Source organism: Sphingomonas jejuensis, from assembly GCF_011927695.1.
In the GTDB taxonomy this organism is placed as follows: domain Bacteria; phylum Pseudomonadota; class Alphaproteobacteria; order Sphingomonadales; family Sphingomonadaceae; genus Sphingomonas_K; species Sphingomonas_K jejuensis.
This window is the reverse complement of sequence record NZ_JAATJE010000001.1, coordinates 990,613-1,012,302: the sequence shown is the minus strand read 5'-3', so window position 1 is coordinate 1,012,302 and position 21,690 is coordinate 990,613. Positions and strand designations below refer to the sequence as shown.

General features: G+C 69.2%; 21 protein-coding genes. 17 read left to right on the top strand and 4 right to left on the bottom strand.

Going from position 1 to position 21,690, the window contains the following annotated elements; translation table 11 throughout:
- Positions 1-25: 25 nt before the first annotated feature.
- The gene (locus tag GGR88_RS05035) at positions 26-499 is read left to right on the top strand and encodes a hypothetical protein (protein ID WP_167953501.1); all 474 of its coding nucleotides are present in this window, start codon (positions 26-28) and stop codon (positions 497-499) included.
- A 6-nt stretch (positions 500-505) separates the two neighbouring features.
- Here the strand turns inward: GGR88_RS05035 and GGR88_RS05030 are convergent, their stop codons facing one another.
- Positions 506-2,272, bottom strand: coding sequence for a cation:proton antiporter domain-containing protein (locus GGR88_RS05030; RefSeq protein WP_167953500.1), 1,767 nt, complete (start codon positions 2,270-2,272; stop codon positions 506-508).
- 191 nt (positions 2,273-2,463) lie between these two features.
- Complete coding sequence (locus GGR88_RS05025) at positions 2,464-3,690, bottom strand: NADP-dependent isocitrate dehydrogenase (protein WP_167953499.1); 1,227 nt, start codon at positions 3,688-3,690, stop codon at positions 2,464-2,466.
- A 135-nt stretch (positions 3,691-3,825) separates the two neighbouring features.
- Between GGR88_RS05025 and GGR88_RS05020 the strand changes: the two genes are divergently transcribed.
- Complete coding sequence (locus tag GGR88_RS05020; RefSeq protein WP_167953498.1) at positions 3,826-4,560, top strand: phosphatidylserine decarboxylase; 735 nt, start codon at positions 3,826-3,828, stop codon at positions 4,558-4,560.
- A 7-nt stretch (positions 4,561-4,567) separates the two neighbouring features.
- On the top strand, positions 4,568-5,341 hold the full coding sequence (locus GGR88_RS05015) for a CDP-alcohol phosphatidyltransferase family protein (protein ID WP_167953497.1): 774 nt from the start codon (positions 4,568-4,570) through the stop codon (positions 5,339-5,341).
- Here the strand turns inward: GGR88_RS05015 and GGR88_RS05010 are convergent.
- Positions 5,314-5,454: a hypothetical protein gene (locus tag GGR88_RS05010; RefSeq protein ID WP_167953496.1), complete on the bottom strand. Its 141-nt coding sequence runs from the start codon at positions 5,452-5,454 to the stop codon at positions 5,314-5,316. The genes GGR88_RS05015 and GGR88_RS05010 overlap by 28 nt on opposite strands.
- Before the next feature lie 203 nt (positions 5,455-5,657).
- On the opposite strand from GGR88_RS05010, the gene rpsB reads away from it, so the two are divergent.
- From rpsB to GGR88_RS04945, 13 genes are all read left to right on the top strand, one after another.
- A complete protein-coding gene (rpsB, locus tag GGR88_RS05005; protein ID WP_167953495.1) occupies positions 5,658-6,476 on the top strand; it encodes a 30S ribosomal protein S2 in 819 nt (272 codons plus the stop codon).
- 83 nt (positions 6,477-6,559) lie between these two features.
- Positions 6,560-7,498 (top strand): translation elongation factor Ts, encoded by a 939-nt coding sequence (gene tsf / locus GGR88_RS05000; protein ID WP_167953494.1) that lies wholly within the window; start codon positions 6,560-6,562, stop codon positions 7,496-7,498.
- Positions 7,499-7,709: 211 nt separating this feature from the next.
- Positions 7,710-8,444 carry a UMP kinase gene (gene pyrH, locus GGR88_RS04995; protein ID WP_167953493.1) on the top strand — a complete coding sequence of 245 codons (735 nt, stop codon included), beginning with the start codon at positions 7,710-7,712 and terminating at the stop codon, positions 8,442-8,444.
- The gene (gene frr / locus GGR88_RS04990; RefSeq protein WP_167953492.1) at positions 8,444-9,001 is read left to right on the top strand and encodes a ribosome recycling factor; all 558 of its coding nucleotides are present in this window, start codon (positions 8,444-8,446) and stop codon (positions 8,999-9,001) included. The genes pyrH and frr overlap by 1 nt, the downstream gene beginning before the upstream one ends.
- Positions 8,998-9,738, top strand: coding sequence for an isoprenyl transferase (locus tag GGR88_RS04985; RefSeq protein ID WP_342449721.1), 741 nt, complete (start codon positions 8,998-9,000; stop codon positions 9,736-9,738). Before frr ends, GGR88_RS04985 begins: the two co-directional genes overlap by 4 nt.
- Positions 9,738-10,532, top strand: a complete 795-nt coding sequence (locus GGR88_RS04980) for a phosphatidate cytidylyltransferase (protein WP_167953491.1) — start codon at positions 9,738-9,740, stop codon at positions 10,530-10,532. The genes GGR88_RS04985 and GGR88_RS04980 overlap by 1 nt, the downstream gene beginning before the upstream one ends.
- A complete protein-coding gene (gene dxr, locus GGR88_RS04975) occupies positions 10,532-11,689 on the top strand; it encodes a 1-deoxy-D-xylulose-5-phosphate reductoisomerase (protein ID WP_167953490.1) in 1,158 nt (385 codons plus the stop codon). The genes GGR88_RS04980 and dxr overlap by 1 nt, the downstream gene beginning before the upstream one ends.
- Positions 11,686-12,819 (top strand): RIP metalloprotease RseP, encoded by a 1,134-nt coding sequence (rseP, locus tag GGR88_RS04970; RefSeq protein WP_167953489.1) that lies wholly within the window; start codon positions 11,686-11,688, stop codon positions 12,817-12,819. The genes dxr and rseP overlap by 4 nt, the downstream gene beginning before the upstream one ends.
- Positions 12,820-12,949: 130 nt before the next feature.
- The gene (gene bamA / locus GGR88_RS04965; RefSeq protein ID WP_167954369.1) at positions 12,950-15,610 is read left to right on the top strand and encodes an outer membrane protein assembly factor BamA; all 2,661 of its coding nucleotides are present in this window, start codon (positions 12,950-12,952) and stop codon (positions 15,608-15,610) included.
- On the top strand, positions 15,610-16,257 hold the full coding sequence (locus tag GGR88_RS04960; protein WP_167953488.1) for an OmpH family outer membrane protein: 648 nt from the start codon (positions 15,610-15,612) through the stop codon (positions 16,255-16,257). Before bamA ends, GGR88_RS04960 begins: the two co-directional genes overlap by 1 nt.
- A gap of 7 nt (positions 16,258-16,264) precedes the next feature.
- Positions 16,265-16,735: a 3-hydroxyacyl-ACP dehydratase FabZ gene (gene fabZ / locus GGR88_RS04955; protein ID WP_167953487.1), complete on the top strand. Its 471-nt coding sequence runs from the start codon at positions 16,265-16,267 to the stop codon at positions 16,733-16,735.
- Positions 16,736-16,818: 83 nt separating this feature from the next.
- Entirely contained in the window at positions 16,819-17,049 is a 231-nt protein-coding gene (gene rpmE, locus GGR88_RS04950) for a 50S ribosomal protein L31 (protein ID WP_167954368.1), read from the top strand.
- 32 nt (positions 17,050-17,081) lie between these two features.
- Complete coding sequence (locus tag GGR88_RS04945) at positions 17,082-18,365, top strand: M20/M25/M40 family metallo-hydrolase (RefSeq protein ID WP_167953486.1); 1,284 nt, start codon at positions 17,082-17,084, stop codon at positions 18,363-18,365.
- 10 nt (positions 18,366-18,375) lie between these two features.
- Here the strand turns inward: GGR88_RS04945 and GGR88_RS04940 are convergent, their stop codons facing one another.
- Positions 18,376-19,977 carry a ShlB/FhaC/HecB family hemolysin secretion/activation protein gene (locus GGR88_RS04940; protein WP_167953485.1) on the bottom strand — a complete coding sequence of 534 codons (1,602 nt, stop codon included), beginning with the start codon at positions 19,975-19,977 and terminating at the stop codon, positions 18,376-18,378.
- Positions 19,978-20,178: 201 nt separating this feature from the next.
- Here GGR88_RS04940 and GGR88_RS04935 point away from each other — a divergent pair, with 201 nt between their 5' ends.
- Positions 20,179-21,687 (top strand): FecR domain-containing protein, encoded by a 1,509-nt coding sequence (locus tag GGR88_RS04935; RefSeq protein ID WP_167953484.1) that lies wholly within the window; start codon positions 20,179-20,181, stop codon positions 21,685-21,687.
- Positions 21,688-21,690: the final 3 nt, after the last annotated feature.

Genomic DNA, 21,690 nt, shown 5'->3' with positions numbered 1-21,690 from the left:
AAGCGTTGCCGGGCATGATCGACCCATGCTGACGCTGATGTTCCTGCTCCTTGCCCAGCCGATCACGGTGACGCCGACGCCGGCGCCGCGCCAGCCGGAGGCGCCCCGCGTCCGATCCTTCGGTTCGGAGGCGGCGCCCGTCTACACGCATGACATCGAGATCAGGCACGGGGATCGGATCCTCTGGCAGGGTGCGCTGACCGTCGGCGGCCGCGCGGGATCGTCGATCAGCATCAACACGACCGGCCCGCTTCCGGGCTGCAGCGGCGACGAGGCCCGCACCCGCTCGGGCGAGCAGTTGAACGTCTACATGACGTCCAGCGCGGCGCCGCTGGGTGCAAACATCGACGTCAGGTGGACGCGGCCCATCGGTGAGGGCTGTCCGCCGGCGGGCGGCGTGCGAACGTCCCAGGTGCAACAGGCGATTGCGCTGCGTCCGGCGGAAACCCGGATCATCCAGGTCGACGACGGCATGCAGGTCAGCGTCACCCGCCGCTGACCACCGTCACCCGCTCATCCGTGTGCGGCGAAGGCGCGGTTCACGGGTCAGCTGCCCGTCGCGCATGATCTGTTCGCGGAACTCCGCGCGCTTGTCGTGGATGGACGCGATGACCGGACCCATGGCCACGCCCAGGTCTACGAGCACCGCTTCCGACAGCTGCAGGGAGCTTTCCAGCGTTTCCGGCACCGCATCGGTTGCGCCGGCGCGGTAAAGTTCGGCGGCATGGTCGCTGTCGCGCGCGCGCGCGATGATGGCGAGGTCCGGATAGGCCTGGCGCGCCGCGCGGGTGAGGCGGACGAGCTGCACCGGATCATCCATCGTCAGCACCAGCGCGCTTGCCCGGTCCAGCCCCAGCCGATCCATGGTGCCCGGCCGCCCCACATCGCCGAACAGGACGGGGAACCCTTCCGCGCGGGCGGCGGCCACCGCATCGATGCTGGCATCGACGGCGACAAAGGGGCGGCCGTGCACCCGCATCATCTCCGCGACCAACCGTCCGACGCGGCCGAAGCCGAAGATCACCGCGCGGGCGGCATCGGCCGTCTCCTCGACCGGCGCGGCGGTGGCGGCCTGTCGCTCCACCCGGCGGGCGACGTCTCGCCCGATCCGCGCCAGCAGCGGGGTCGCGGTCAGGCCGATCGCCGTCACCGTCTGCCAGAAGGCGGCGGTGGAGGGCTGTATCAGCTGCGCGTGCATCGCCGCGGCCAGCACGATCAGGGTCGTTTCAGACGGTGACGCCATCAGCAATCCCGTTTCCGCCGCCACCTCCGTGCGCTCGCCCGACACACGCAGGATGACGGAGGTGATCGCGATCTTCACCGCCATGACGCCGACGATGGCGACGATCAGCTCGCCCCAGTCCGCAGCGATGGCGCGCAGGTCCACGCTCATCCCGACGGTGATCAGGAAGACGCCGAGCGCCAGTCCCTTGAAGGGTGCGGTGATCGCCTCGATCTCGCCGTGATAGGGCGTCTCGGCGAGCAGCAGCCCGGCGAGCAGGGCACCGACGATGGGCGACAGCCCCACGGCGGCCGTGGCGATGGATGCCAGGATGACGACCAGGAGGCTCGCCGACAGGAACAGCTCCGGGCTCTTGGTGCGGGCGGCCTGCGCGAACAGCGGCGGCAGCAGGTAGCGCCCTGCGACCATCAACGCCGCAACCACCAGTGCGCCCTGCCACACGGTGGTGAACAGCCCGTCCCACCCTTCCTGCGCGGCGAAGGGCGCAAGCGCGCCGAGCGCGAAGATGATGGGGACAAGCGCCAGGTCCTCGAACAACAGCATCGCAAAGGCGGACCGGCCGACCGGGCTGGAGGTGCCGACCATCGGCAGGACCAGCGCCGTGGAGGACAGGGCAAGCGCGAAGCCGAGGCCGAAGGCGCCCGCCGGGGGTTGCCCGATAAGGTTGAGCCCGAGGCCGATCACCAGCCCCGACAGGATCAGTTCGCCGGCACCGAGGCCGAAGACCTGCCGGCGCATCGACCAGAGCCGCCGGAACGACAGCTCCAGCCCGATGGAGAACAGCAGCAGGATGATGCCGAATTCGGCGAACGGCTCGATCGAGTCCGGCTCGGTAATTGTCAGGTGGAACAGCCAGGGCGCGCTGCCCACGAAGCTGCCGAGACCGTGCGGCCCCACCAGAACCCCGACCAGGATGAACCCGATGACCGGATTGATCCGGAAGCGCGCAAAGGTCGGGATCACGATCCCGGCGCTGCCGAGCACGACCAGCGCATCGCTGAACCCGACGGAGGCGTGTGGAAGCGGCATGCGCCCTTGTTGCATGCGTATGCGTGTCTTCGCCAGCGATTGAGGGAGGTCCGTCAGGCGTCCGGAACCCACATCGGTTCAAAGATCCGCCGGGGCCGTCAGGTTGGTGTCGCTGGCACCATGCCGCCGCCGGGCGGCGGTGGCGGCGGGAGCGCGGGTCGAGCGATGTCGACCGGCTCCCGCCACATCCGTCAGGCGGTCGCCTGTGCGCCCATCGCGGCTTCCAGGTTGACGCGGATCGCCTCGAAGAACTGCTCGGTCGTCATCCAGGCCTGATCCGGGCCGACCAGCAGCGCCAGATCCTTGGTCATCTGGCCGCTTTCCACCGTTTCGATGCAGACCCGCTCCAGCGTCTCGGCGAACTGCGTCACCTCAGGCGTGTCGTCGAACTTGCCGCGATACTTCAGGCCGCCCGTCCAGGCGAAGATCGACGCGATCGGATTGGTCGACGTCGCCTTGCCCTGCTGGTGCATGCGATAATGGCGGGTGACGGTGCCGTGCGCGGCCTCCGCCTCCACCGTGCGGCCGTCGGGCGACAGCAGCACCGACGTCATGAGGCCGAGCGAGCCGAAGCCCTGCGCGACCTGGTCCGACTGGACGTCGCCGTCGTAGTTCTTGCAGGCCCACACGAACTTGCCGCTCCACTTCAGCGCGGAGGCGACCATGTCGTCGATCAGGCGGTGTTCGTAGACGATCTTCGCAGCCGCGAACTTGTCCTTGAATTCGCTGTCGAAAACCTCCTGGAAGATGTCCTTGAAGCGGCCGTCATAGGCCTTCAGGATGGTGTTCTTGGTCGACAGGTAGAGCGGCCAGCCGCGGCCAAGCGCATAGTTCATCGAGGCGCGCGCGAAGTCGCGGATCGACTGGTCGAGATTGTACATGCCCATGGCAACGCCGGCCTCGGGGAAGTCGAACACCTCCTCCTCGATCGTCTGGCCGTCCTCGCCCACCCACTTCATGGTGAGTTTGCCCTTGCCCGGCACCTTGAAGTCGGTCGCGCGGTACTGATCGCCAAAGGCATGGCGGCCGACCACGATGGGATCGGTCCAGCCGGGGATCAGCCGCGGCACGTTGTTGATCACGATCGGCTCGCGGAAGACGACACCGCCCAGGATGTTGCGGATCGTGCCGTTGGGCGACTTCCACATCTTGGTGAGGCCGAATTCCTCAACGCGCGCTTCGTCCGGGGTGATGGTGGCGCACTTCACGCCGACCCCGAACTCCTTGATCGCGTTGGCGCTGTCGATCGTCACCTGGTCGGCGGTGCGGTCACGCTCCTCGATCGACAGGTCGTAATAGCGCAGGTCGATGTCGAGATAAGGGAGGATCAACCGCTCGCGGATCCACTGCCAGATGATGCGCGTCATCTCGTCGCCGTCGATCTCCACGACCGGGGTCTTCACCTTGATCTTCGCCATGCCTGCCATCCGTGCTGATAAAAGGGATGGCGGCGTCCTAGGCGGGCGGCCCGGCTGGATCAACGGGCAGGGCGGATCGGGTGAGGACGCCTCACGGATATTGTCAGCCGGGGGCGCGGCGGATAGGACGAGCCGATGGCATCGCTCGACAAGCCGCCGGTCGTGACGACCACCGTGAAGTGGCGCTTCCCGGCGGTTCACCCGGAAGGGCGCAAATACATCGTCGCCTCGGCGGCGATCTCGCTCATCCTCTTGTTCTTCGTGTGGGACGAACTGGGGTTCCTGTTCGTGGGTGTGACGCTGTGGGTCGCATCCTTCTTCCGCGATCCCGTCCGCGCCGTGCCGAGCGGCGACGACCTCATCGTGTCGCCGGCTGACGGCCTTGTGACGCTGATCCAGGAAGTCGCGCCGCCGCGCGAGATGGCGGGCGATCGCGGCCTGGGCGACCAGCCGATGATCCGCGTGTCCATCTTCATGTCGGTGTTCGACGTGCACATCAACCGCGCGCCGATCGGCGGGCGGGTGCTCGACGTCGTCTATATCTCCGGCAAGTTCCTGAACGCGGACCTCGACAAGGCAAGCGACGAGAATGAGCGCCAGCACATCTTGATGGAGCGCGAGGACGGCACCCGCATCGGTTTTACCCAGATCGCGGGGCTGGTCGCGCGCCGGATCGTACCGTTCGTGAAGCCGGGCGACATTGTCGCGCACGGCCAGCGCATCGGGCTCATCCGCTTCGGCAGCCGGGTCGACGTGTACCTGCCGGCCGGCACCGCGCCGCGCGTGGCGCTCGGCCAGCGCGCCATCGCCGGGGAAACCATCCTGGGCGTGATCGGCCGCAGCGACGCCGCCACGGCGGTCCCGCAGTGAGCCGCAGGTGCTGAACCCCGAGGAGCGCCAGGCCCGGCGCGGCATCACGCTGCGCGCGCTTGCCCCCAACACCGTCACCGCCCTGGCGCTCTGCACCGGGCTGACCGGGGTCCGGTTCGCGATCGGCGAGGATTGGGAACGCGCGGCCGCCGCCATCATCCTTGCGGGCGTGCTCGACGGGCTCGACGGCCGCATCGCGCGGTTGCTGAAGGGCGAAAGCCGCTTCGGCGCGGAGCTTGATTCGCTCTCGGACGTGATCGCGTTCGGCGTGGCGCCGGCGCTGATCCTGTTTCTGTGGTCGCTGCAGGCCGTGCCGCAGTTCGGCTGGATCTTCGCGCTTGCGCATGCGGTGTGTTGCGCGCTGCGGCTCGCCCGCTTCAACGCGGCCATCGACGACAAGCAGCAGCCGCACAAGTCGGCCGGCTTCCTGACCGGCGTGCCCGCACCGAGCGGGGCGGGGCTGACCTTCCTGCCCCTGTTCCTGTGGCTGTGGACGGGAGAGCCGATCTTCCGCGAGCCGCTGGTCGTGGCCCCCTGGGCGGCGCTGGTCGCCTTTCTGATGATCTCGAACGTCGCGACCTACAGCTGGAGCTCGCTTCGGGTCCGCCGCACGATCCGCCTGGAGGCGATCGCGGTGGTGGCGATCCTGGGCGGGGCGCTGCTGACCGCGCCGTGGGCGACGCTCAGCATCCTGTGCCTGTTCTACCTTGCGGCCATCCCGTTCAGCATCCGGAGCTATGCCCGGGTGCAGCGTCAGCGCCGCACCGCAACCGTCGCCTGACGGCCGCCAAGGCCGATTGCCAGCAGCCGCACGATCCGCGCGCCGTCACGCGTCAGGATCTGGCCGCCGACCTGCAAGATCATCGATGCCGCGATCGCAAAGAGCATCGTCATCAGAACCGCCATCAGCATTGCTCAAGCCCCCTTTTCAAAAGCCACAGCCCGTATGTTCTCGGTTTGTTCCTATGTCAACGCTTGATCATCGCGCGCGCCACCGCTAAGGGCGCGTCCATTCCGCATGGAGGGCATCCATACCGGTGCCGGGTGATTCACCCGGTTCCGCCCTCCAGAGGTACAACCGGGTAGGAGAAATGCTCATGGCGGTCCCCACCGTCACCCTGAACGCGCTTGTCGAGGCCGGCGCGCACTTCGGTCACCAGACCCACCGCTGGAACCCCAAGATGAAGCCGTACATCTACGGCGAGCGCAACGGGGTCCACATCCTTGACCTGTCGCAGTCGGTGCCGCTGTTCGCGCGCGCGCTTGATTTCGTGTCGCAGACGGTTGCGGCCGGCGGCAAGGTGCTGTTTGTCGGCACCAAGCGCCAGGCGCAGGAGCCGATCGCCGAGGCCGCGCGCCGCGCCGGTCAGCACTATGTCAACCATCGCTGGCTGGGCGGCATGCTCACCAACTGGAAGACGATCTCGGGCTCCATCAAGCGCTTCAAGGCGCTGGAAGAGCAGCTCGCGGGCGACACGCACGGCCTCACCAAGAAGGAAGTGCTGCAGCTGACGCGTGAGCGCGACAAGTTCGAGCTGTCGCTGGGCGGCATCCGCGACATGGGCGGCATTCCCGACATCATGTTCGTGATCGACGCCAACAAGGAAGAGCTGGCGATCAAGGAAGCCAACACGCTCGGCATCCCCGTCGTCGCGATCCTCGATTCGAACGTGTCGCCCGACGGCATCGCGTTCCCGGTTCCGGGCAACGACGATGCGGCCCGCGCCATCCGCCTCTACTGCGATTCGATCGCCGAGGCAGCGACGCGCGGCAACCAGGGTGCGCAGCAGCGCCGCGGCGTCGATTTCGGCGCCATGGAGGAGCCGCCCGTCGAGGCCGCGCTCAACGAGACGCCCGAGGCATCGCCCTCCGTCGCGGCCGATGCGCCGGCGGCCGAGGAGCAGCCGGCCGGCTGAGCCGCGCCCGCGTCGCGAAACTGACACGGGGCGGTGGTCGATGGACCGCCGCCCCACATTCATATCCCGAAAGGATCAAGCACATGGCCGAGATCACCGCGGCAAGCGTGAAGGAACTGCGTGAGCGCACCGGCGCCGGCATGATGGACTGCAAGAAGGCGCTGGCGGAAAACGGCGGCGACCTGGAAGCCTCGATCGACTGGCTGCGGACCAAGGGTCTTGCCGCCGCCGCCAAGAAGGCCGGCCGCACCGCCGCCGAGGGTCTGGTCGGCGTTGCCGTGTCGGGCACCAAGGGCGCGGTCGTCGAGGTCAATTCCGAGACCGACTTCGTCGCGAAGAACGAGCAGTTCCAGTCGTTCGTGCGCGACGTGACCACGCTTGCGCTCGAGACCGGTTCGGACATCGAGGCGCTGTCCGCGGCCGGCTACCCCGGCGGCGGCACCGTGGCGGAAAAGCTCACCTCCAACATCGCCACCATCGGCGAGAACCAGTCGCTGCGCCGCGCGCAGCTGCTCGAGGTGTCCGAGGGCCGCGTGGTCTCCTACGTCCACAATGCGGCTGCCCCGGGCATGGGCAAGATCGGCGTGCTGGTCGCGCTTGAAGGCAATGCGCCGGCCGCTGCGCTGGAAAGCCTGGGCAAGCAGCTCGCCATGCACATCGCGGCTGCCAACCCGCTCGCGCTGACCGGCGACGCGATCGACCCGGCGCTGGTCGAGCGTGAGGCGGCGATCGCGCGCGAGAAGGCGGCCGACAAGATCGTCGGCAAGCCGCCCGAGGTCGCCGAGAAGATCATCAAGGGTCCGGTCGACAAGTATCGCCGCGAAAATGGCCTGATGACGCAGATCTTCGTGGTCGATCAGAAGACCCCGGTCGGCGAGGTCGTGGCGCAGGCGGCAAAGGACGCCGGCGGCTCCATCACGCTGAAGGACTATGCCCGCTTCCAGCTGGGCGAGGGCATCGAGAAGGAAGCGTCCGACTTCGCGGCCGAGGTTGCCGCCACCGCCGGCGTCAAGAAGGCCTGACGCGGCGGCGATCGTCGCGGCGCAGATGGCGTCGCGACGATCGCCTTGATGCACCGGCCGGGTGGGCGGCGACGTGGTCGTCGCGCACCCGGCGCGGGGCGTTGCGGGAGGACATCCCGCATGACGCCATGGTCCCGGCGCTTGGCAGCGTCCCTGACCGTCTCTAAGGTCCCGCGACCTTCCCGCACCTTATCCGAGATTCCACGCCCCCATGTCCCGCCCGCGCTTCAACCGTATCCTCCTGAAGCTGTCGGGCGAGGTTCTGATGGGGCCGGAAGGCCTCAGCATCGACCCCGCCGTCACGTCCCGCGTCGCTGGCGAGATTGCCGCCGCGCGCGAGGCGGGGCACGAGGTCTGCGTCGTGGTCGGCGGGGGCAACATCTTTCGCGGCCTGGCGGCGGCGGCCAAGGGGTTCGAACGCGCAACCGCCGATTATATGGGCATGCTGGCGACGGTCATGAACGCGCTGGCCGTGCAGAACGCGCTGGAACAGATCGGCGTCGACACCCGCGTCCAGTCCGCCATCCCGATGGCATCGGTGTGCGAGCCGTTCATCCGCCGGCGGGCCGAGCGGCATCTGGAAAAGGGCCGCGTCGTGATCTTTGCCGCCGGTGTCGGCAGCCCGTATTTCACCACGGACAGCGGCGCTGCACTGCGTGCGGCGGAAATGAAGTGCGACGCGCTCCTGAAGGGCACTTCGGTGGACGGCGTCTATGATGCCGACCCCAAGAAGGTCCCGACGGCGAAGCGTTATGAGACAGTCAGTTACGGGCGTGTCCTGTCCGACAATCTGAAGGTGATGGACGCCAGCGCCGTTGCGCTCTGCCGTGACAACGATATTCCGATCGTCGTGTTCAACATCCGCGAACAGGGCAACCTGGCGCGGATCCTCGTTGGCGAGGGCACCGCGACGATCGTCACCAACGAGACCAAGGAGAGCCTGTGATGGCCGCTTACGACAAGTCCGATCTCGATCGCCGCATGAGCGGTGCCGTGGAGGCCCTGAAGGGCGATCTGTCCGGCCTGCGCACCGGGCGTGCCAATGTCGCGCTGCTCGATCCGGTAACGGTCGAGGTCTACGGGGCGCACATGCCGCTGAACCAGGTGGCGACGGTGTCGACGCCGGAGCCGCGGATGATCGCGGTTCAGGTGTGGGACAAGTCCAACGTCGGTCCGGTCGACAAGGCGATCCGCTCGGCCGGCCTCGGCCTCAATCCGATCGTCGACGGCCAGAACATCCGCCTGCCGATCCCCGACCTGACCGAGGAGCGCCGCAAGGAGCTTGCCAAGCTCGCCGGGCAATATGCCGAAAAGGCCCGCGTGGCGGTGCGCAACGTCCGCCGCGACGGGATGGATGCGCTGAAGGCCGACGAGAAGAAGGGCGTGATCGGCGAGGACGAGCGCAAGCGGCTGGAGACCGAGGTCCAGAAGCTGACGGACGCGACCGTTTCCGACATCGACGCGGCCGCCGGCGCCAAGGAAAAGGAAATCCTCGGCAAGTGAACCCCGCCGGCGCGCGCACGGACGCGGGGGGCGGGGCGGGGGCGACGCCCCGTCATGTCGCCATCATCATGGACGGCAACGGCCGCTGGGCCGGGCAGCGTCATCTGCCCCGCCTTGCCGGGCACCGTGCCGGCGTCGAGGCCGCGCGGCGTGTCGTGCGCGCGGCGGGCGACCACGGCATCGAGGTGCTGACGCTTTACGCCTTCTCGTCCGAGAACTGGCGCCGCCCCGCGCAGGAGATCGCGGACCTGATGGGTCTGCTCCGCCGCTTCATCAAGGCGGAGCTGAAGCAGCTGGTCGACGCCGGCGTCCGCCTGCGCGTGATCGGCGACCACCGCATGTTCGAACCCGATCTTGTCACGCTCATCGACGATGCCGTGGCGCAGACGGCGAACAACACCGGCACGACCCTTGTGGTCGCGCTCAACTATGGGTCGCAGGACGAGCTGGTCCGGGTCGCCCGCGCGATTGCGGCGGATGCGGCCTCCGGCGCCGTCGATCCGTCGGCCATCGATGCCGCCGCGATCGAGAGCCGGCTCGACACCGCCGGGCTGCCGCCGCCCGACCTCGTCATCCGCACGTCGGGCGAACACCGGCTGTCCAACTTCCTGATGTGGCAGGCCGCCTATGCCGAGCTGCTGTTCGTGGACACGCTGTGGCCGGACTTCGACGGCGACGCGCTTGCCGCCGCGATCCAGGATTACGGACGGCGCACCCGTCGGTTCGGCGGGCTTTGATGCCGGGCATCCGCCGCAACTGGATTGCCGACCTTCCGCGCAAGGCTCTGGTCGCCGCGATCCTGATCGCGCTGGCCTGGATCTGCCTGTCGCTCGGCGGCGCGGCCTTCTGGCTGCTGATCTGCGTCGCCTCCATCCTGATGATGGCGGAGTGGGCGGAGCTGGCGCGCGCGCCGCGCGGAGCCAAGCGGATCGCGCTCTATGCGCTGGTGGTGCCGCTGGCGATCCTCGCGCCCGATCCGATCGCCGCGGGGCCGAGCTGGCTGGTGCTGGGGCTGATCGGCGGCGCGACGATCTTCGTGGGGGCGGTCACGCGCCACCCGCAGCTCGCGCTCGGCATCCCCTATGTCGCCCTGCCCGCGGTGGCCGTGCTGTGGCTGCGCGAGCTGCCGGGCGGGCTTGCCATCGCCTTCTGGACGATGGCCACGGTCTGGGCGACCGACATCGGCGCCTATTTCGCCGGACGGCTGATCGGCGGGCCCAAGCTGATGCCGCGGGTCAGCCCGAACAAGACCTGGGCGGGGCTGATCGGCGGCATGGCGGCGGCGCTGCTGGTCGGGCTGGCGTTCAACGAGCGCTTCGGCGTTCCGATCGAGCTCGTGCTCACCGCGCCCGTGCTCGCGATCATCGCGCAGGCCGGGGATCTCTACGAAAGCAGCATCAAGCGCCGCGCAGGCGTGAAGGACAGCGGCACGCTGCTTCCCGGCCATGGCGGCGTGCTCGACCGGCTCGACGGGCTGGTGACGGTCGCGCCCGCCGTTGCGCTGCTTCTCCTCCTTAAAGGGCTCGGCTGATGCGCAGCGTCACCGTGCTGGGCGCCACGGGATCGGTCGGCAGTTCGACGCTCGACCTCATCGCGCGCGCGCCCGGCAGCTTCGAGGTGCTGGCGCTCACCGCGCACCGCGATGTCGGAAAGCTTGCCGCCGCTGCCCGGCGCCTGGGCGCGCGCCATGCCGTGGTGGCCGACGAGGCGTGCCTGCCGGCGCTGCGGGACGCGCTGTCCGGCACCGGCATCACGGCGGCGGGCGGCGAGGCCGCGGTGGTGGAAGCGGCATCCATGGGCGCCGACTGGACCATGGCCGCGATCGTCGGCTGCGCGGGGCTGCCCGCCGTCATGGCGGCGCTGACCGGGGGACGGGCAGTCGCGCTCGCCAACAAGGAGGCGCTGGTTTCCGCCGGGTCCCTGATGACCGCCGCCGCCACCCGGTCCGGTGCGACCCTGCTTCCCGTCGATTCCGAACACAACGCCATCTTCCAATGCCTTGCCGGCCAGTCGCTCGACCGCGTGCGACGCATCGTGCTGACGGCGAGCGGGGGGCCGTTCCGCGCAATGCCGCGTGACGCCATGGCGTCGGTCACGCCAGCTGAGGCGGTGAAGCATCCCAACTGGTCGATGGGCGCCAAGATCTCCGTCGACAGCGCCACCATGATGAACAAGGGCCTGGAGCTGATCGAGGCCTTTCACCTGTTCCCCGTGGGTGCCGAGCGGCTGGAGGTCATCGTGCACCCGCAATCGGTCGTGCATTCCATGGTCGAATATGTCGACGGCTCCACGCTGGCGCAGATGGGCCCGCCCGACATGCGCGTGCCGATCGCCCACGCACTTGCCTGGCCCGATCGCATGACCGGGCCGTGCCCCCCGCTCGACCTCGCCGCCATCGGCCGGCTCGACTTCGAGGCGCCGGACGAAACCCGCTTTCCCGCCCTCCGCCTCGCGCGACAGGCGCTCATGGCCGGTGGGGGGACGCCCGCCATCCTGAACGCCGCCAACGAAGTGGCGGTGGCCGCCTTCCTGGCAGGCAGCATCGGCTTCCTCGATATCGCCGCAATTGTGGACGATACGCTCCAAAGCTACGACCCGCCGGCACCCCAGACGCTGGATGAGGTCTTCGCGATCGACCGGGAGGCGCGCGTCGTGGCCGACCGGTTGCTGGAGGATGTGCGGCATTGATCGACAACCCGGGCCTGCTGCTCACGCTGTTCGCGTTCCTGCTCGTCATCGGACCGCTCGTCTTCATTCACGAGATGGGACATTATCTCGCCGGCCGCCTGTTCGGCGTGAAGGCGGAGGCCTTCTCGATCGGCTTCGGGCGTGAGGTGGCGGGCTGGACCGATCGGCGCGGCACCCGCTGGAAGCTCGGCTGGATGCCGCTCGGCGGCTATGTGCGCTTTGCCGGAGACATGAACCCGGCAAGCCAGCCGTCGGCGGAATGGCTCTCGTTGCCGGCCGAGGAGCGGGCGCGCACCTTCCAGGCAAAGCCGGTGTGGCAGCGCGCGATCATCGTCGCCGCCGGGCCGGTCATCAACTTCCTTGCCGCGATCCTCATCCTGGCGGGCTTTGCCTTTGCCTATGGCGATAACCGCACGCCTGCGGTCGCTGGAGAGGTTGTGGCCGGTGGCGCCGCCGCGCGCGCGGGGTTCCAGCCGGGCGACCGCATCCTGTCGATCGCCGGGCGGGACACCCGGTCGTTCAACGACATCGTCCGCGTGGTGCGCTTCCGCCCGCAGGAAACGCTCGCCTTCGAGGTCGAGCGGAACGGCCAGCGCCTGCGCATCCTGGCCGCTCCCGACGTGCAGCTGGAACGCGACCGCTTCGGCAATGAATTCCGCATGGGGCTGATGGGCATCGGGCAGACCGATCCCGTCACCGTTCCCGTGGGCCTGTTGGAGGCACCGCTGGTCGCGGTCCGGCAGACGGGCGAGATCCTGACGCTCATGACGGACACGCTCGGCCAGATCATCACCGGGCGCCGCTCGGTGCGGGAGCTTGGCGGGCCGATCGCCATGGCCAACGCGTCGGGCGAACAGATGATGATCGGGTGGGAGACCTTTGCCTTCTTCGTGGCGCTGATTTCAATTAATCTGGGATTCATCAACTTGTTGCCAGTCCCGATGCTCGACGGCGGGCACCTGCTCTTCTACGCGATCGAGGCGGTCCGGCGGAAACCGGTCAGCCCCACGGTGATGGAATGGGCGTTCCGGTCGGGTTTGCTGCTGGTGCTGTCCCTGATGGTGTTCGTGACGATCAACGACCTGATCAACATGCGGGTTCTCGACGGGCTGGTTGGCTTGATCGGGTGATCGGCTTGGGGCAGGGCGCCCGGGGCGGGTGCAGGGCCGGGGACGGCCGTTCCTTTTTCTTTATCAAAGGTGGGCAGGCGTGACGTCGAATTTGGCACGGGCAGGGCGGCATTCGCTGGTCGCCACCCTGATGGTGGGCACCATGTTGTCGGCGCCCGTCGCGGCGCAGACGGCGCCTGCGCCGCGGCCCGCCGGTCCGCCGACCCCGCCTGCGCTCCAGACGGGGCAGCCGGCGTCGCCGGCGGTGACCTCGCCGCTGACCCAGAACACGATCCGGTCGATCCGCGTCGAAGGCGCGCAGCGGCTGGAGCCGGACACGGTGCTGTCCTACATCACGCTCCGCCCGGGCCAGCCCTACACGCCGGAGAGCCTCGACGAGGCCATCCGCGCGCTCTACGCGACCGAGCTGTTCTCCAGCGCGGCGATCGCGGGCGCGGACACGGGCGAACTGGTCGTCCAGATCCAGGAAAACCCGGTCATCAACCGCATCGTGCTGGAGGGCAATCGCCGGCTGAAGGAAGACAAGATCCGGCCGGAGATCCGGCTGGCGCCGCGCCAGATCTTCACGCCGTCGCGTGTCCGCGCCGACGTCGCCCGGATCGTCGAGCTCTATCGCCGCCAGGGCCGCTATGCCGCGACGGTGGAGCCGCAGATGGTCCGCCTCGACCAGAACCGCGTCGACATCGTCTTCGAGATCAACGAGGGGCCGCGTTCCAAGGTCCGCCAGATCAACATCATCGGCAACGATGTGTTCAGCGATCGCGAGCTGAGGAGCGAGATGTACACGCGGGAATCCCGCTGGTACCGCTTCTTCTCGTCGGGCGACACCTATGATCCCGATCGCCTGGCGGCCGACCAGGGCAAGCTCCGGCAGTTCTACCTGACCAACGGCTATGCCGATTTCCGCGTCGTCTCGGCCGTGGCGGAGCTGACGCCCGATCGACGCGACTTCATCATCACCTACGTCGTCGAGGAAGGCGAACGTTACAAGTTCGGCGACGTGCGCGTGGATTCGGCGCTGCGCGACTTCCGCGAAGGTTCGCTCGACAGCGCGCTGCCGATGCGGACCGGCGACTGGTACGACGCCAAGCAGGTCGAGGACACGGTTGAGCTGCTGACGTCGACCGCCGGCCTCGTCGGCTACGCCTTTGCCGAGGTGAACCCGCAGTTCGCGCGCAACCGCGAAACGCTGACGATGGACATCACCTTCCAGATCGCCGACGCGCCGCGCGTGTATGTCGAGCGGATCGACGTGAACGGCAACACCGGCACGCAGGACAAGGTGATTCGCCGCGAGTTCCGCCTGACGGAGGGCGACGCCTTCAATGCGATCGCCGTGCGCCGCTCGGCCGATCGCATCAACTCGCTCGGCTTCTTCCAGGAAAATCTGCAGATCGAGCAGTCGCAGGGCTCCACGCCCGACCGGATCGTGCTCGCGGCCAATGTCGAGGAGCGCGCGACGGGCGAACTGCAGCTGTCGGCGGGCTTCTCCAGCCTGGAACGCTTCATCGTCAACGGCTCGATCGCGCAGCGCAACTTCCGCGGCAAGGGCCAGACGCTGCGCGCTGCGGTGAACTATTCCAGCTATACCCGCTCGATCGAGCTGGGCTTTTCCGAGCCCTATCTCTTTGACCGCAACATCCAGGTCGGCGTCGATCTTTTCCGGCGCGATCTCAACAGCTTCCAGTTCGGTCTTGGGAACGAGCGTCAGACCACCTACCAGAATGTCTCGACGGGCTTCCAGCTTCGTGCCGGTGCGCCGCTGACCGAATATGCCACGCTGATCGGCCGCTATGGCTTCCAGGTCGACGACGTGTCGCTCGACGAGGGGCGCTTCTTCCTGAACGGCCAGTGCTCGCCGCTGCTCGCCGGCCGCTATCTCTGCGAAGCGCTCGGCAACCGCGCCACGTCGTCGCTCAGCTACTCGCTGATCTACGACACCACCAACAACCGCCTGCGCCCGACCAACGGTAACCGCGCGGTCCTGACCCAGGATTTCGCCGGCCTGGGCGGCAGCGTGAAATATGTCCGGACCCGCGTCGACCTCGACAAATACTGGAACTTCGGGTCGGGCTTCATCTTCTCGCTGGGCGTCGAGGGCGGCTACATCCACTCGCTCGAAGGCCGCCGCGAGGATGCCGACGGCAACGAGCTGGAGCGCGTCCGCCTGGTGGACCGCTTCTTCCTCGGCCAGCCGCAGATCCGCGGCTTCGACATCCGCGGCGTCGGTCCGCGCATCCGCCGCTTCTTCTACGATACCACGACGACCGATCCGGACGATTTCATCTCCACGGAGCGCGACCAGATCGTTCAGGACGCGCTGGGCGGCCGCGCCTATTATCTCGGCCGTGCGGAGCTCGAGATCCCGCTCGGCTCCGGCGCGCGTGAACTGGGCCTGCGTCCGTCCATCTTCGTGGATGCCGGCGCGGTGTTCGGGCTGACCCGGCCGGTGCTGACCGACATCCGGACCCCCGTGGACATTCCGCTGCTCGACGCGGCCGGCCTGCGCCAGTGCTCGATCCCCGCCAGCGGCACCACGCCCGGATCGGTCGTGCCGATCCAGCCGGGCGCCAACTGCCCGACGGGCGCGACGCTGCTCATCTCGCAGCAGATCCCGGCCTTCCGGGAGGTCTACACCGGCGACACGCCCAGCCCGCGCGTCTCCGTCGGCCTCGGCGTCAACTGGAACTCGCCGTTCGGGCCGTTCCGCATCGACCTCGCCTATGCCGTCCTCAAGGAAGAGGGCGACGACACCCAGCTCTTCAATTTCAACGTAGGAACCGCATTCTGATGACCAAGATCATGAAGGCCGCCGCCCTTGCGCTGGCGCTCCCGACGCTCACCCTGTCGGCCGCCCCGGCGTTCGCGCAGGCGACCAGCATCGCCGTCGTGAACATCGACCAGGCCGTGCAGCAGTCCACCGCCTGGACCACGGCGATGACGCAGATGCAGACCACCTATGCCGCGCAGATCGCCCAGGTGAACCAGCGCCGCACCGCCATCCAGGCCGAGCTCCAGCCGCTGGTGACCGCGTTCCAGACCGCGCAGCAGCAGCCGAACCCGAACCAGCAGGCGCTGCAGACCCAGCTTCAGCAGATCCAGACCCGCGAGCAGGCGGCCCAGCAGGAACTGGCCCGCATCGGTCAGCCGGTCGCGCTCGCCCGCGCCTATGTCGAGGAGCAGATCGTCAGCCGCCTCGATGCCGCCCTGCGCGCGGCGATGACGGCCAAGCGCGTCCAGCTGGTGATCCGTCCGGAAGCGGCCGTGTCGTTCCAGCCGACCGCCGACATCACCCGCGACGTCACCGCCGAGCTGAACCGGGCGGTGCCGAGCGTGCAGATCACGCCGCCGGCCGGCTGGCAGCCGGGTGGCCAGCAGCAGCAGGCCCCCGCCGCCCAGCCGCAGCAGCAGCCGGCGCAGCAGCCGCAGGGCCGCTGATCCCGTCATGACGGACGCCGCCACCCGCCAGATCGACATCGCCGGCATCATGGCGGCGCTCCCCCACCGCTACCCCATGCTGCTGGTGGATCGGGTGGAGCGGCTGGAGCTCGACCGGTCGATCACCGCCATCAAGGCGGTGACGATCAACGAGGGCTTCTTCCAGGGCCACTTTCCCGGCCGGCCGATCATGCCCGGGGTGCTCATCGTGGAGGCGCTGGCGCAGGCCGCCGGCGTCCTCGCGGTGGAGACGCTGGGCCTCGCGGGCTCCGGCAAGCTGGTTTATTTCATGGCGATCGACGAGGCGAAGTTCAGGAAGCCCGTCGAGCCCGGCGTGCTGCTGCGCCTGGAGGTCGAGTTCGTCCAGAAGCGGTCGCGCGTCTGCAAGTTCGCCGGCCGCGCCTTTGTCGGCGACGAGCTGGCGGCGGAGGCAAACTTCACCGCGATGATCGCGGATGCGCCGGGTGCCGCCGGCTGATCTTGCCTGCCGCGGCGCGATCCGTTAGGCGCGCCGCTTCCATTCCCCGGCTGGTCGGAAACCAGCCAATGAGGATCAAGACCATGAAGAAGAACATCCACCCGGATTATCACACCATCAAGGTGCAGATGACGGACGGCACCGTGTTCGAGACGCGCTCCACCTGGGGCAAGGACGGCGACACCATGCAGCTCGACATCGATCCGCTGGCGCACCCCGCCTGGACGGGCGGCAAGGGCACCATGCTCGACGCCGGCGGCCAGGTTGCCCGCTTCAACAAGCGCTTCGGCGGCCTCAGCCTCGGCAAGAAGTGACCGGCGGGCGGAGGCTGGCCGCACTCGCGCTGATGAGCGCGGGTTGCTGGCCGGCCGCCGCCGTCGCCCAGCCGGTGGACGCCGCATCGCGCGCCACCGTGGAGCGCATTCGCGCAGCACCCGCGTTCCGCCGGGCGGAAGCGGCGCTTGCGGACGGGCATGACCGCTTCGTCCGCGACATCATCCAGCTGACCGAGATACCCGCGCCGCCCTTTGGCGAGCAGCGCCGGGGTGAGGCCTTCCGCGCGCTCATGGTGGAAGCGGGGCTGACCGACGTCACGGTCGACAGTGTCGGCAACGTCATCGGCCTGCGGCGCGGCAGCGGTCCGGCCGGCCGGCCGCCGGTCGTCGTGTCGGCGCACCTCGACACCGTCTTTCCCGAAGGCACCGACGTCCGTGTCCGGCGGGAGGGAACGCGGCTCAGCGCGCCCGGCATCGGTGACGACAGCCGCGGCCTCGCCGCGCTGCTCGCTTATGTCCGCGCGCTCGACGCCGCCGGCATCCGCACGCGCCGCGACCTGCTGATCGTCGGCACGGTGAGCGAGGAGGGGCGGGGCGACCTGCGCGGCGTGCGCCAGCTGTTCGCAGATCGCCGGGACGGACGCGGCATCGCCGCCTTCTTTTCCGTGGACGGCCTGTCGCCCGCCCGCATCACGCGCGGCGGCGTCGGGTCCAAACGCTACCGGGTGCTGTTCCGCGGCCCCGGCGGCCACAGCTACGGCGCGTTCGGCCTCGTCAATCCGGCCGCCGCCATGGCCCGCGCCATCACCGATCTTTATGCCCTGCCGGTGCCGCAGCAGCCGCGCACCACCTTTTCCGCCAGCGTGGTCGGCGGCGGCACCTCCGTGAACGCGATCCCGAGCGAGGTGTTCGTGGAGGTCGACATGCGCTCCGAGGATGCAACCGCGCTCGCCCGGCTGGACGAGGCGTTCCGCGGCGTGGTGGAGCGCGCGGTCGCGGTGGAGAACGAGTCGCGGTCGACGCGGGAAGGGCGGGTCACCGCCACGCTGGAGGCGATCGGCGACCGTCCGGCGGGCGAAACCCCCGCGACCAGCCCGATCGTCCGGCTGAGTGCCGCCGCGTCCGCCGCGGCCGGCTATGCGCCCACCCTCGACGCGTCGTCGACGGACGCCAACATGGCCATGAGCCTCGGCGTGCCCGCGGTCACGATCGGCTCGGGCGGCACCGGCGGGCGAGCCCATGCGCTCGACGAATGGATCGACGTGGCGCCGGAGGAAAGCGTGCGGGGCCTGGCCGTCGGGCTGCTGGCGATCGTCGCCGTCGCCGATCAGCCGGACAGCCGGCCCCGCCGCTGACGCCGGTCGCTCAGATCCTCAGGTAGAGTTCGGCCGACAGCCGCGGGCTGCGGTTGCCGGTTTCGTCCCGATCCTTGCCGATCGGCACGCCCAGCTCGACGGCGATGCCGATGTCGCGGCCGATCGCGGCGCGCAGCCCCCCGCCGGCGGAGAACAGGTCGCCCGACCGCCCGTCGCCCTCGCCAAGGTTCCAGATCGTGCCGGCATCGCCATAGCCGTAGACCTGGACGGCCTGCAGCGGCCCGATCCGGTCGGCGATCGCCCAGCGCAGCTCCGCCGCGCCGGCCACGCCTTCGTCACCGGAGCGCTCGCGATAGTCGTAACCGCGGCCGAAGCGCGGGCCGCCCAGGCCCATCTCCTCACCGGAGAGCAATGCGCGCGATGCGAACTGCGCCTCGCCCGACAGTGCCAGGCTGACCGGACCTTTCACGGCCATGTCGAGCGTGGCGCGGAATTCCACCTTGGTGAAGCGGCCGTCGCCATCGTCGCGCGACGCCATCGGATCGCCCTCGCGCGTCGGGTTGAACAGGTCGATGCCCTGCGTCAGCAGCATGCTTCCGGTGATCCGGCCCTGCGGGATCAGGATGGTGCCGTTGAGACGTGCGGTCGCGCTGGTGACGCGGTCCTCCCGGATGCGTTCGCTCCGCCAGTCCTGCACCACATCGCGGTAGCCGAAGCCAAGCGTGCCCCACAGGCTCGCCTTGTAGCGGCGGATGAGCGGGTGGCGCAGCGCACCGCGCACGCCGACGCTGTCGCCGATCAGGTCGCGCCGGGAAAATCGCCCGCTCGGCTCCGTCCGCGCAACGGAGACGGTGCCGGCCAGCGTCGTCCCGTCCGTGTTCAACGGCGCGGTGTAGCGCAGGCTGCCATAGAGGAATTCCTGGAAGTCGACCGGCGTCACGGCGGCGGCCAGCGTCAGCTCGTCGCCCGGCGTCACCAGCCGGCGGGCATCCGCGGTCAGCTGCCCCTGGATCGGCCCGATCGACCGGGTGCCCCAATTGTCGAAGAAGGCCGTCGCGCCGAAGCGATCCTCGCTGAGGTCGACGGCAAGGACGTTCAACTCGCCCTCGCGCAGCAGCCGCGCACGGCGCACGCGCACGCCCGCCACGTCGCCTGCCAGCAGAAGCTGCCGTTCCAGCTCGCCGATCATCACGGGATTGCCCGACGCCAGCCGGCGCAGGATGGCCTCCGCCAGATCGTTGCGGGCACCGGCCACGCGGACGGCGGCAATCCGGCCTTCGTCCACGCGGACGCGAAGCACGCCGGCGCGCACGCTCTGCGGTGAGATGCGGGCGGTGGCGAGGACAAGCCCCGACTTGCGGGCCGTTGCGGCCACGGCGGAGGCGAGCGCCTGCTGGTCGACGCGGTTCAGCCGGCGGCCGAGATAGGGTTCGATGGTCGCGGCAAAGCTTTCGGAGGGAAGCACCGTCAACCCTTCGACCCGGATCGCGCCGACGAAGATGCCGTCCTCCAGAACCGCGTCCGGGGTGGGAGCGTCGGTCTGCACGGGCACCGGCGTGCCGGGTGTGTCCGGCTCGGGCGTCGGCGGAAGCTCCCCTTGGATCACATCCGGATCGGCGCGGTCCAGCCCACTCTGGGCAAGGGCGGGCATGGGCGAGGACAGCAGCAGCAAGAGCGCCGCGCGCCTGATTGGGTTCGGTGTCATGCGGGCGGCGCTACCGCATGGAATGCTAAGGATTGCTTTTCAGGCCATGCTTTATTCCCGGTAAACCAACGGTCGAAAGCCGATCGAAACCTTGACGCGTCTAGCCCCGATCCGCGGTCCGGCTGATCCGGAGCGGAGGAGAGTGATGTGCGATCTCTGACCAAGTCGGCCCTGGCCGCATTGTTGCTGTCGTCCAGCATGCCTGCGTTGGCCGGCGACTGGCGCTTCAGCGAGACCAGCGGCGAGGTGTTCGTGCTTCGTGGCGGGCGCCAGCAGGCCGCCGTCAGCAACGGTCCGCTGCAGCCGGGCGACGCCGTGGTGACCGGCCGTGCCGGCCGCGCCGTCATCGTCCGCGACGATGATTATCTGGTGGTGGCACCCGGCAGCCGCGTGCGCCTGCCGGCCGAAGAAGCGAGCGGCGTCACCCGCATCATGGAAGAGGTCGGCAACGTCATCTACCGCGTGCACCGCGCCGCCCGTCAGCATTTCGGCGTCGACACGCCCTATCTGGCCGCCGTGGTGAAGGGCACGACCTTCAGCGTCACGGTCGACGAGACGGGCGCCAGCGTGCAGGTGCTGGAAGGCGCGGTCGAGGTGTCGACGCTTGACGGTCGTGAGCGCGACCTGGTCGAGCCCGGCGAGGTGGCACAGGTCACCGCCGGGTCCACCGACCGGCTGTCGGTCGAGACCGCCGACGGGGCGGAGGATGCCGGCGGCGCGACCACGCCCGTGCTGACGGAGACGGTGGACAGCGCATCCCAGCCGCTGGCCGCGCTCACCAACAACATGGTCGAAGGCAATGTGGTGGCAACGGTGGCGGCCGTCGCGATCGCCGCGGTCCAGGATGCGCAGCGTGCGCCCGATCCGGTCGGCGGCAACACGGGCGTCGGATCCGGGCCGGCGACCGGCGAGGCGCCGGTGACCACCCCCGCGCCGGAGCCCACCCCCACACCCACGCCAACGCCGACGCCGACGCCGACGCCTGAGCCGGCCCCAACGCCGACGCCTGCGCCTGCGCCTGCGCCTGCGCCTGCTCCTGAGCCCACCCCGACGCCGACACCAGCGCCGGCGCCGACACCGACGCCGGAGCCGACGCCCGCTCCAGCGCCCACGCCAGCTCCAACACCGGCCCCAACGCCTGCCCCTGAGCCCACACCGACACCTGCGCCGGAGCCCGCTCCAGCGCCCACGCCCGCTCCAGCACCGGCTCCAACGCCTGCCCCTGAGCCCACACCGACACCTGCGCCAGAGCCGACCCCCGCGCCGGAGCCGACACCCACGCCAAGCCCTGCTCCGGAGCCGGCCCCCGCGCCGGAGCCAGCGCCCACTCCGGTCCCTCAGCCGGATCAGCCTGCCCCCGATCGACCGGAGCCCGGCCGGCCAGACAAGCCCGACAAACCCGACAAGCCCGACAAGCCTGAACCGGACAGGCCTGACCGGCCACGTGACGACGATGATGACGCGCCCACGGCTGGTGCTCCCTGCCGCCTGATCACCTGCCAGATCATCGATGGCATCGGGTCGATCATCCGTCCGCGGCCGGGCCGGGACGACGATGATGATCGCGACGACGACGACGACGACGACGATGATGATGATGATGACGACGATCGTGACGACGATGACGATCGCGACGACGACGATGACGACGATTGATCG

Excerpts from the sequence above, each read along its gene's own strand:
- GGR88_RS05035 (WP_167953501.1), top strand. The coding sequence starts at position 26 with ATGCTGACGCTGATGTTCCTGCTCCTTGCCCAGCCGATCACGGTGACG.
- GGR88_RS05030 (WP_167953500.1), bottom strand. The coding sequence starts at position 2,272 with ATGCCGCTTCCACACGCCTCCGTCGGGTTCAGCGATGCGCTGGTCGTG.
- GGR88_RS05025 (WP_167953499.1), bottom strand. The coding sequence starts at position 3,690 with ATGGCGAAGATCAAGGTGAAGACCCCGGTCGTGGAGATCGACGGCGAC.
- GGR88_RS05020 (WP_167953498.1), top strand. The coding sequence starts at position 3,826 with ATGGCATCGCTCGACAAGCCGCCGGTCGTGACGACCACCGTGAAGTGG.
- GGR88_RS05010 (WP_167953496.1), bottom strand. The coding sequence starts at position 5,454 with ATGACGATGCTCTTTGCGATCGCGGCATCGATGATCTTGCAGGTCGGC.
- rpsB (WP_167953495.1), top strand. The coding sequence starts at position 5,658 with ATGGCGGTCCCCACCGTCACCCTGAACGCGCTTGTCGAGGCCGGCGCG.
- tsf (WP_167953494.1), top strand. The coding sequence starts at position 6,560 with ATGGCCGAGATCACCGCGGCAAGCGTGAAGGAACTGCGTGAGCGCACC.
- pyrH (WP_167953493.1), top strand. The coding sequence starts at position 7,710 with ATGTCCCGCCCGCGCTTCAACCGTATCCTCCTGAAGCTGTCGGGCGAG.
- frr (WP_167953492.1), top strand. The coding sequence starts at position 8,444 with ATGGCCGCTTACGACAAGTCCGATCTCGATCGCCGCATGAGCGGTGCC.
- GGR88_RS04980 (WP_167953491.1), top strand. The coding sequence starts at position 9,738 with ATGCCGGGCATCCGCCGCAACTGGATTGCCGACCTTCCGCGCAAGGCT.
- dxr (WP_167953490.1), top strand. The coding sequence starts at position 10,532 with ATGCGCAGCGTCACCGTGCTGGGCGCCACGGGATCGGTCGGCAGTTCG.
- bamA (WP_167954369.1), top strand. The coding sequence starts at position 12,950 with ATGGTGGGCACCATGTTGTCGGCGCCCGTCGCGGCGCAGACGGCGCCT.
- GGR88_RS04960 (WP_167953488.1), top strand. The coding sequence starts at position 15,610 with ATGACCAAGATCATGAAGGCCGCCGCCCTTGCGCTGGCGCTCCCGACG.
- fabZ (WP_167953487.1), top strand. The coding sequence starts at position 16,265 with ATGACGGACGCCGCCACCCGCCAGATCGACATCGCCGGCATCATGGCG.
- rpmE (WP_167954368.1), top strand. The coding sequence starts at position 16,819 with ATGAAGAAGAACATCCACCCGGATTATCACACCATCAAGGTGCAGATG.
- GGR88_RS04945 (WP_167953486.1), top strand. The coding sequence starts at position 17,082 with ATGAGCGCGGGTTGCTGGCCGGCCGCCGCCGTCGCCCAGCCGGTGGAC.
- GGR88_RS04940 (WP_167953485.1), bottom strand. The coding sequence starts at position 19,977 with ATGCCCGCCCTTGCCCAGAGTGGGCTGGACCGCGCCGATCCGGATGTG.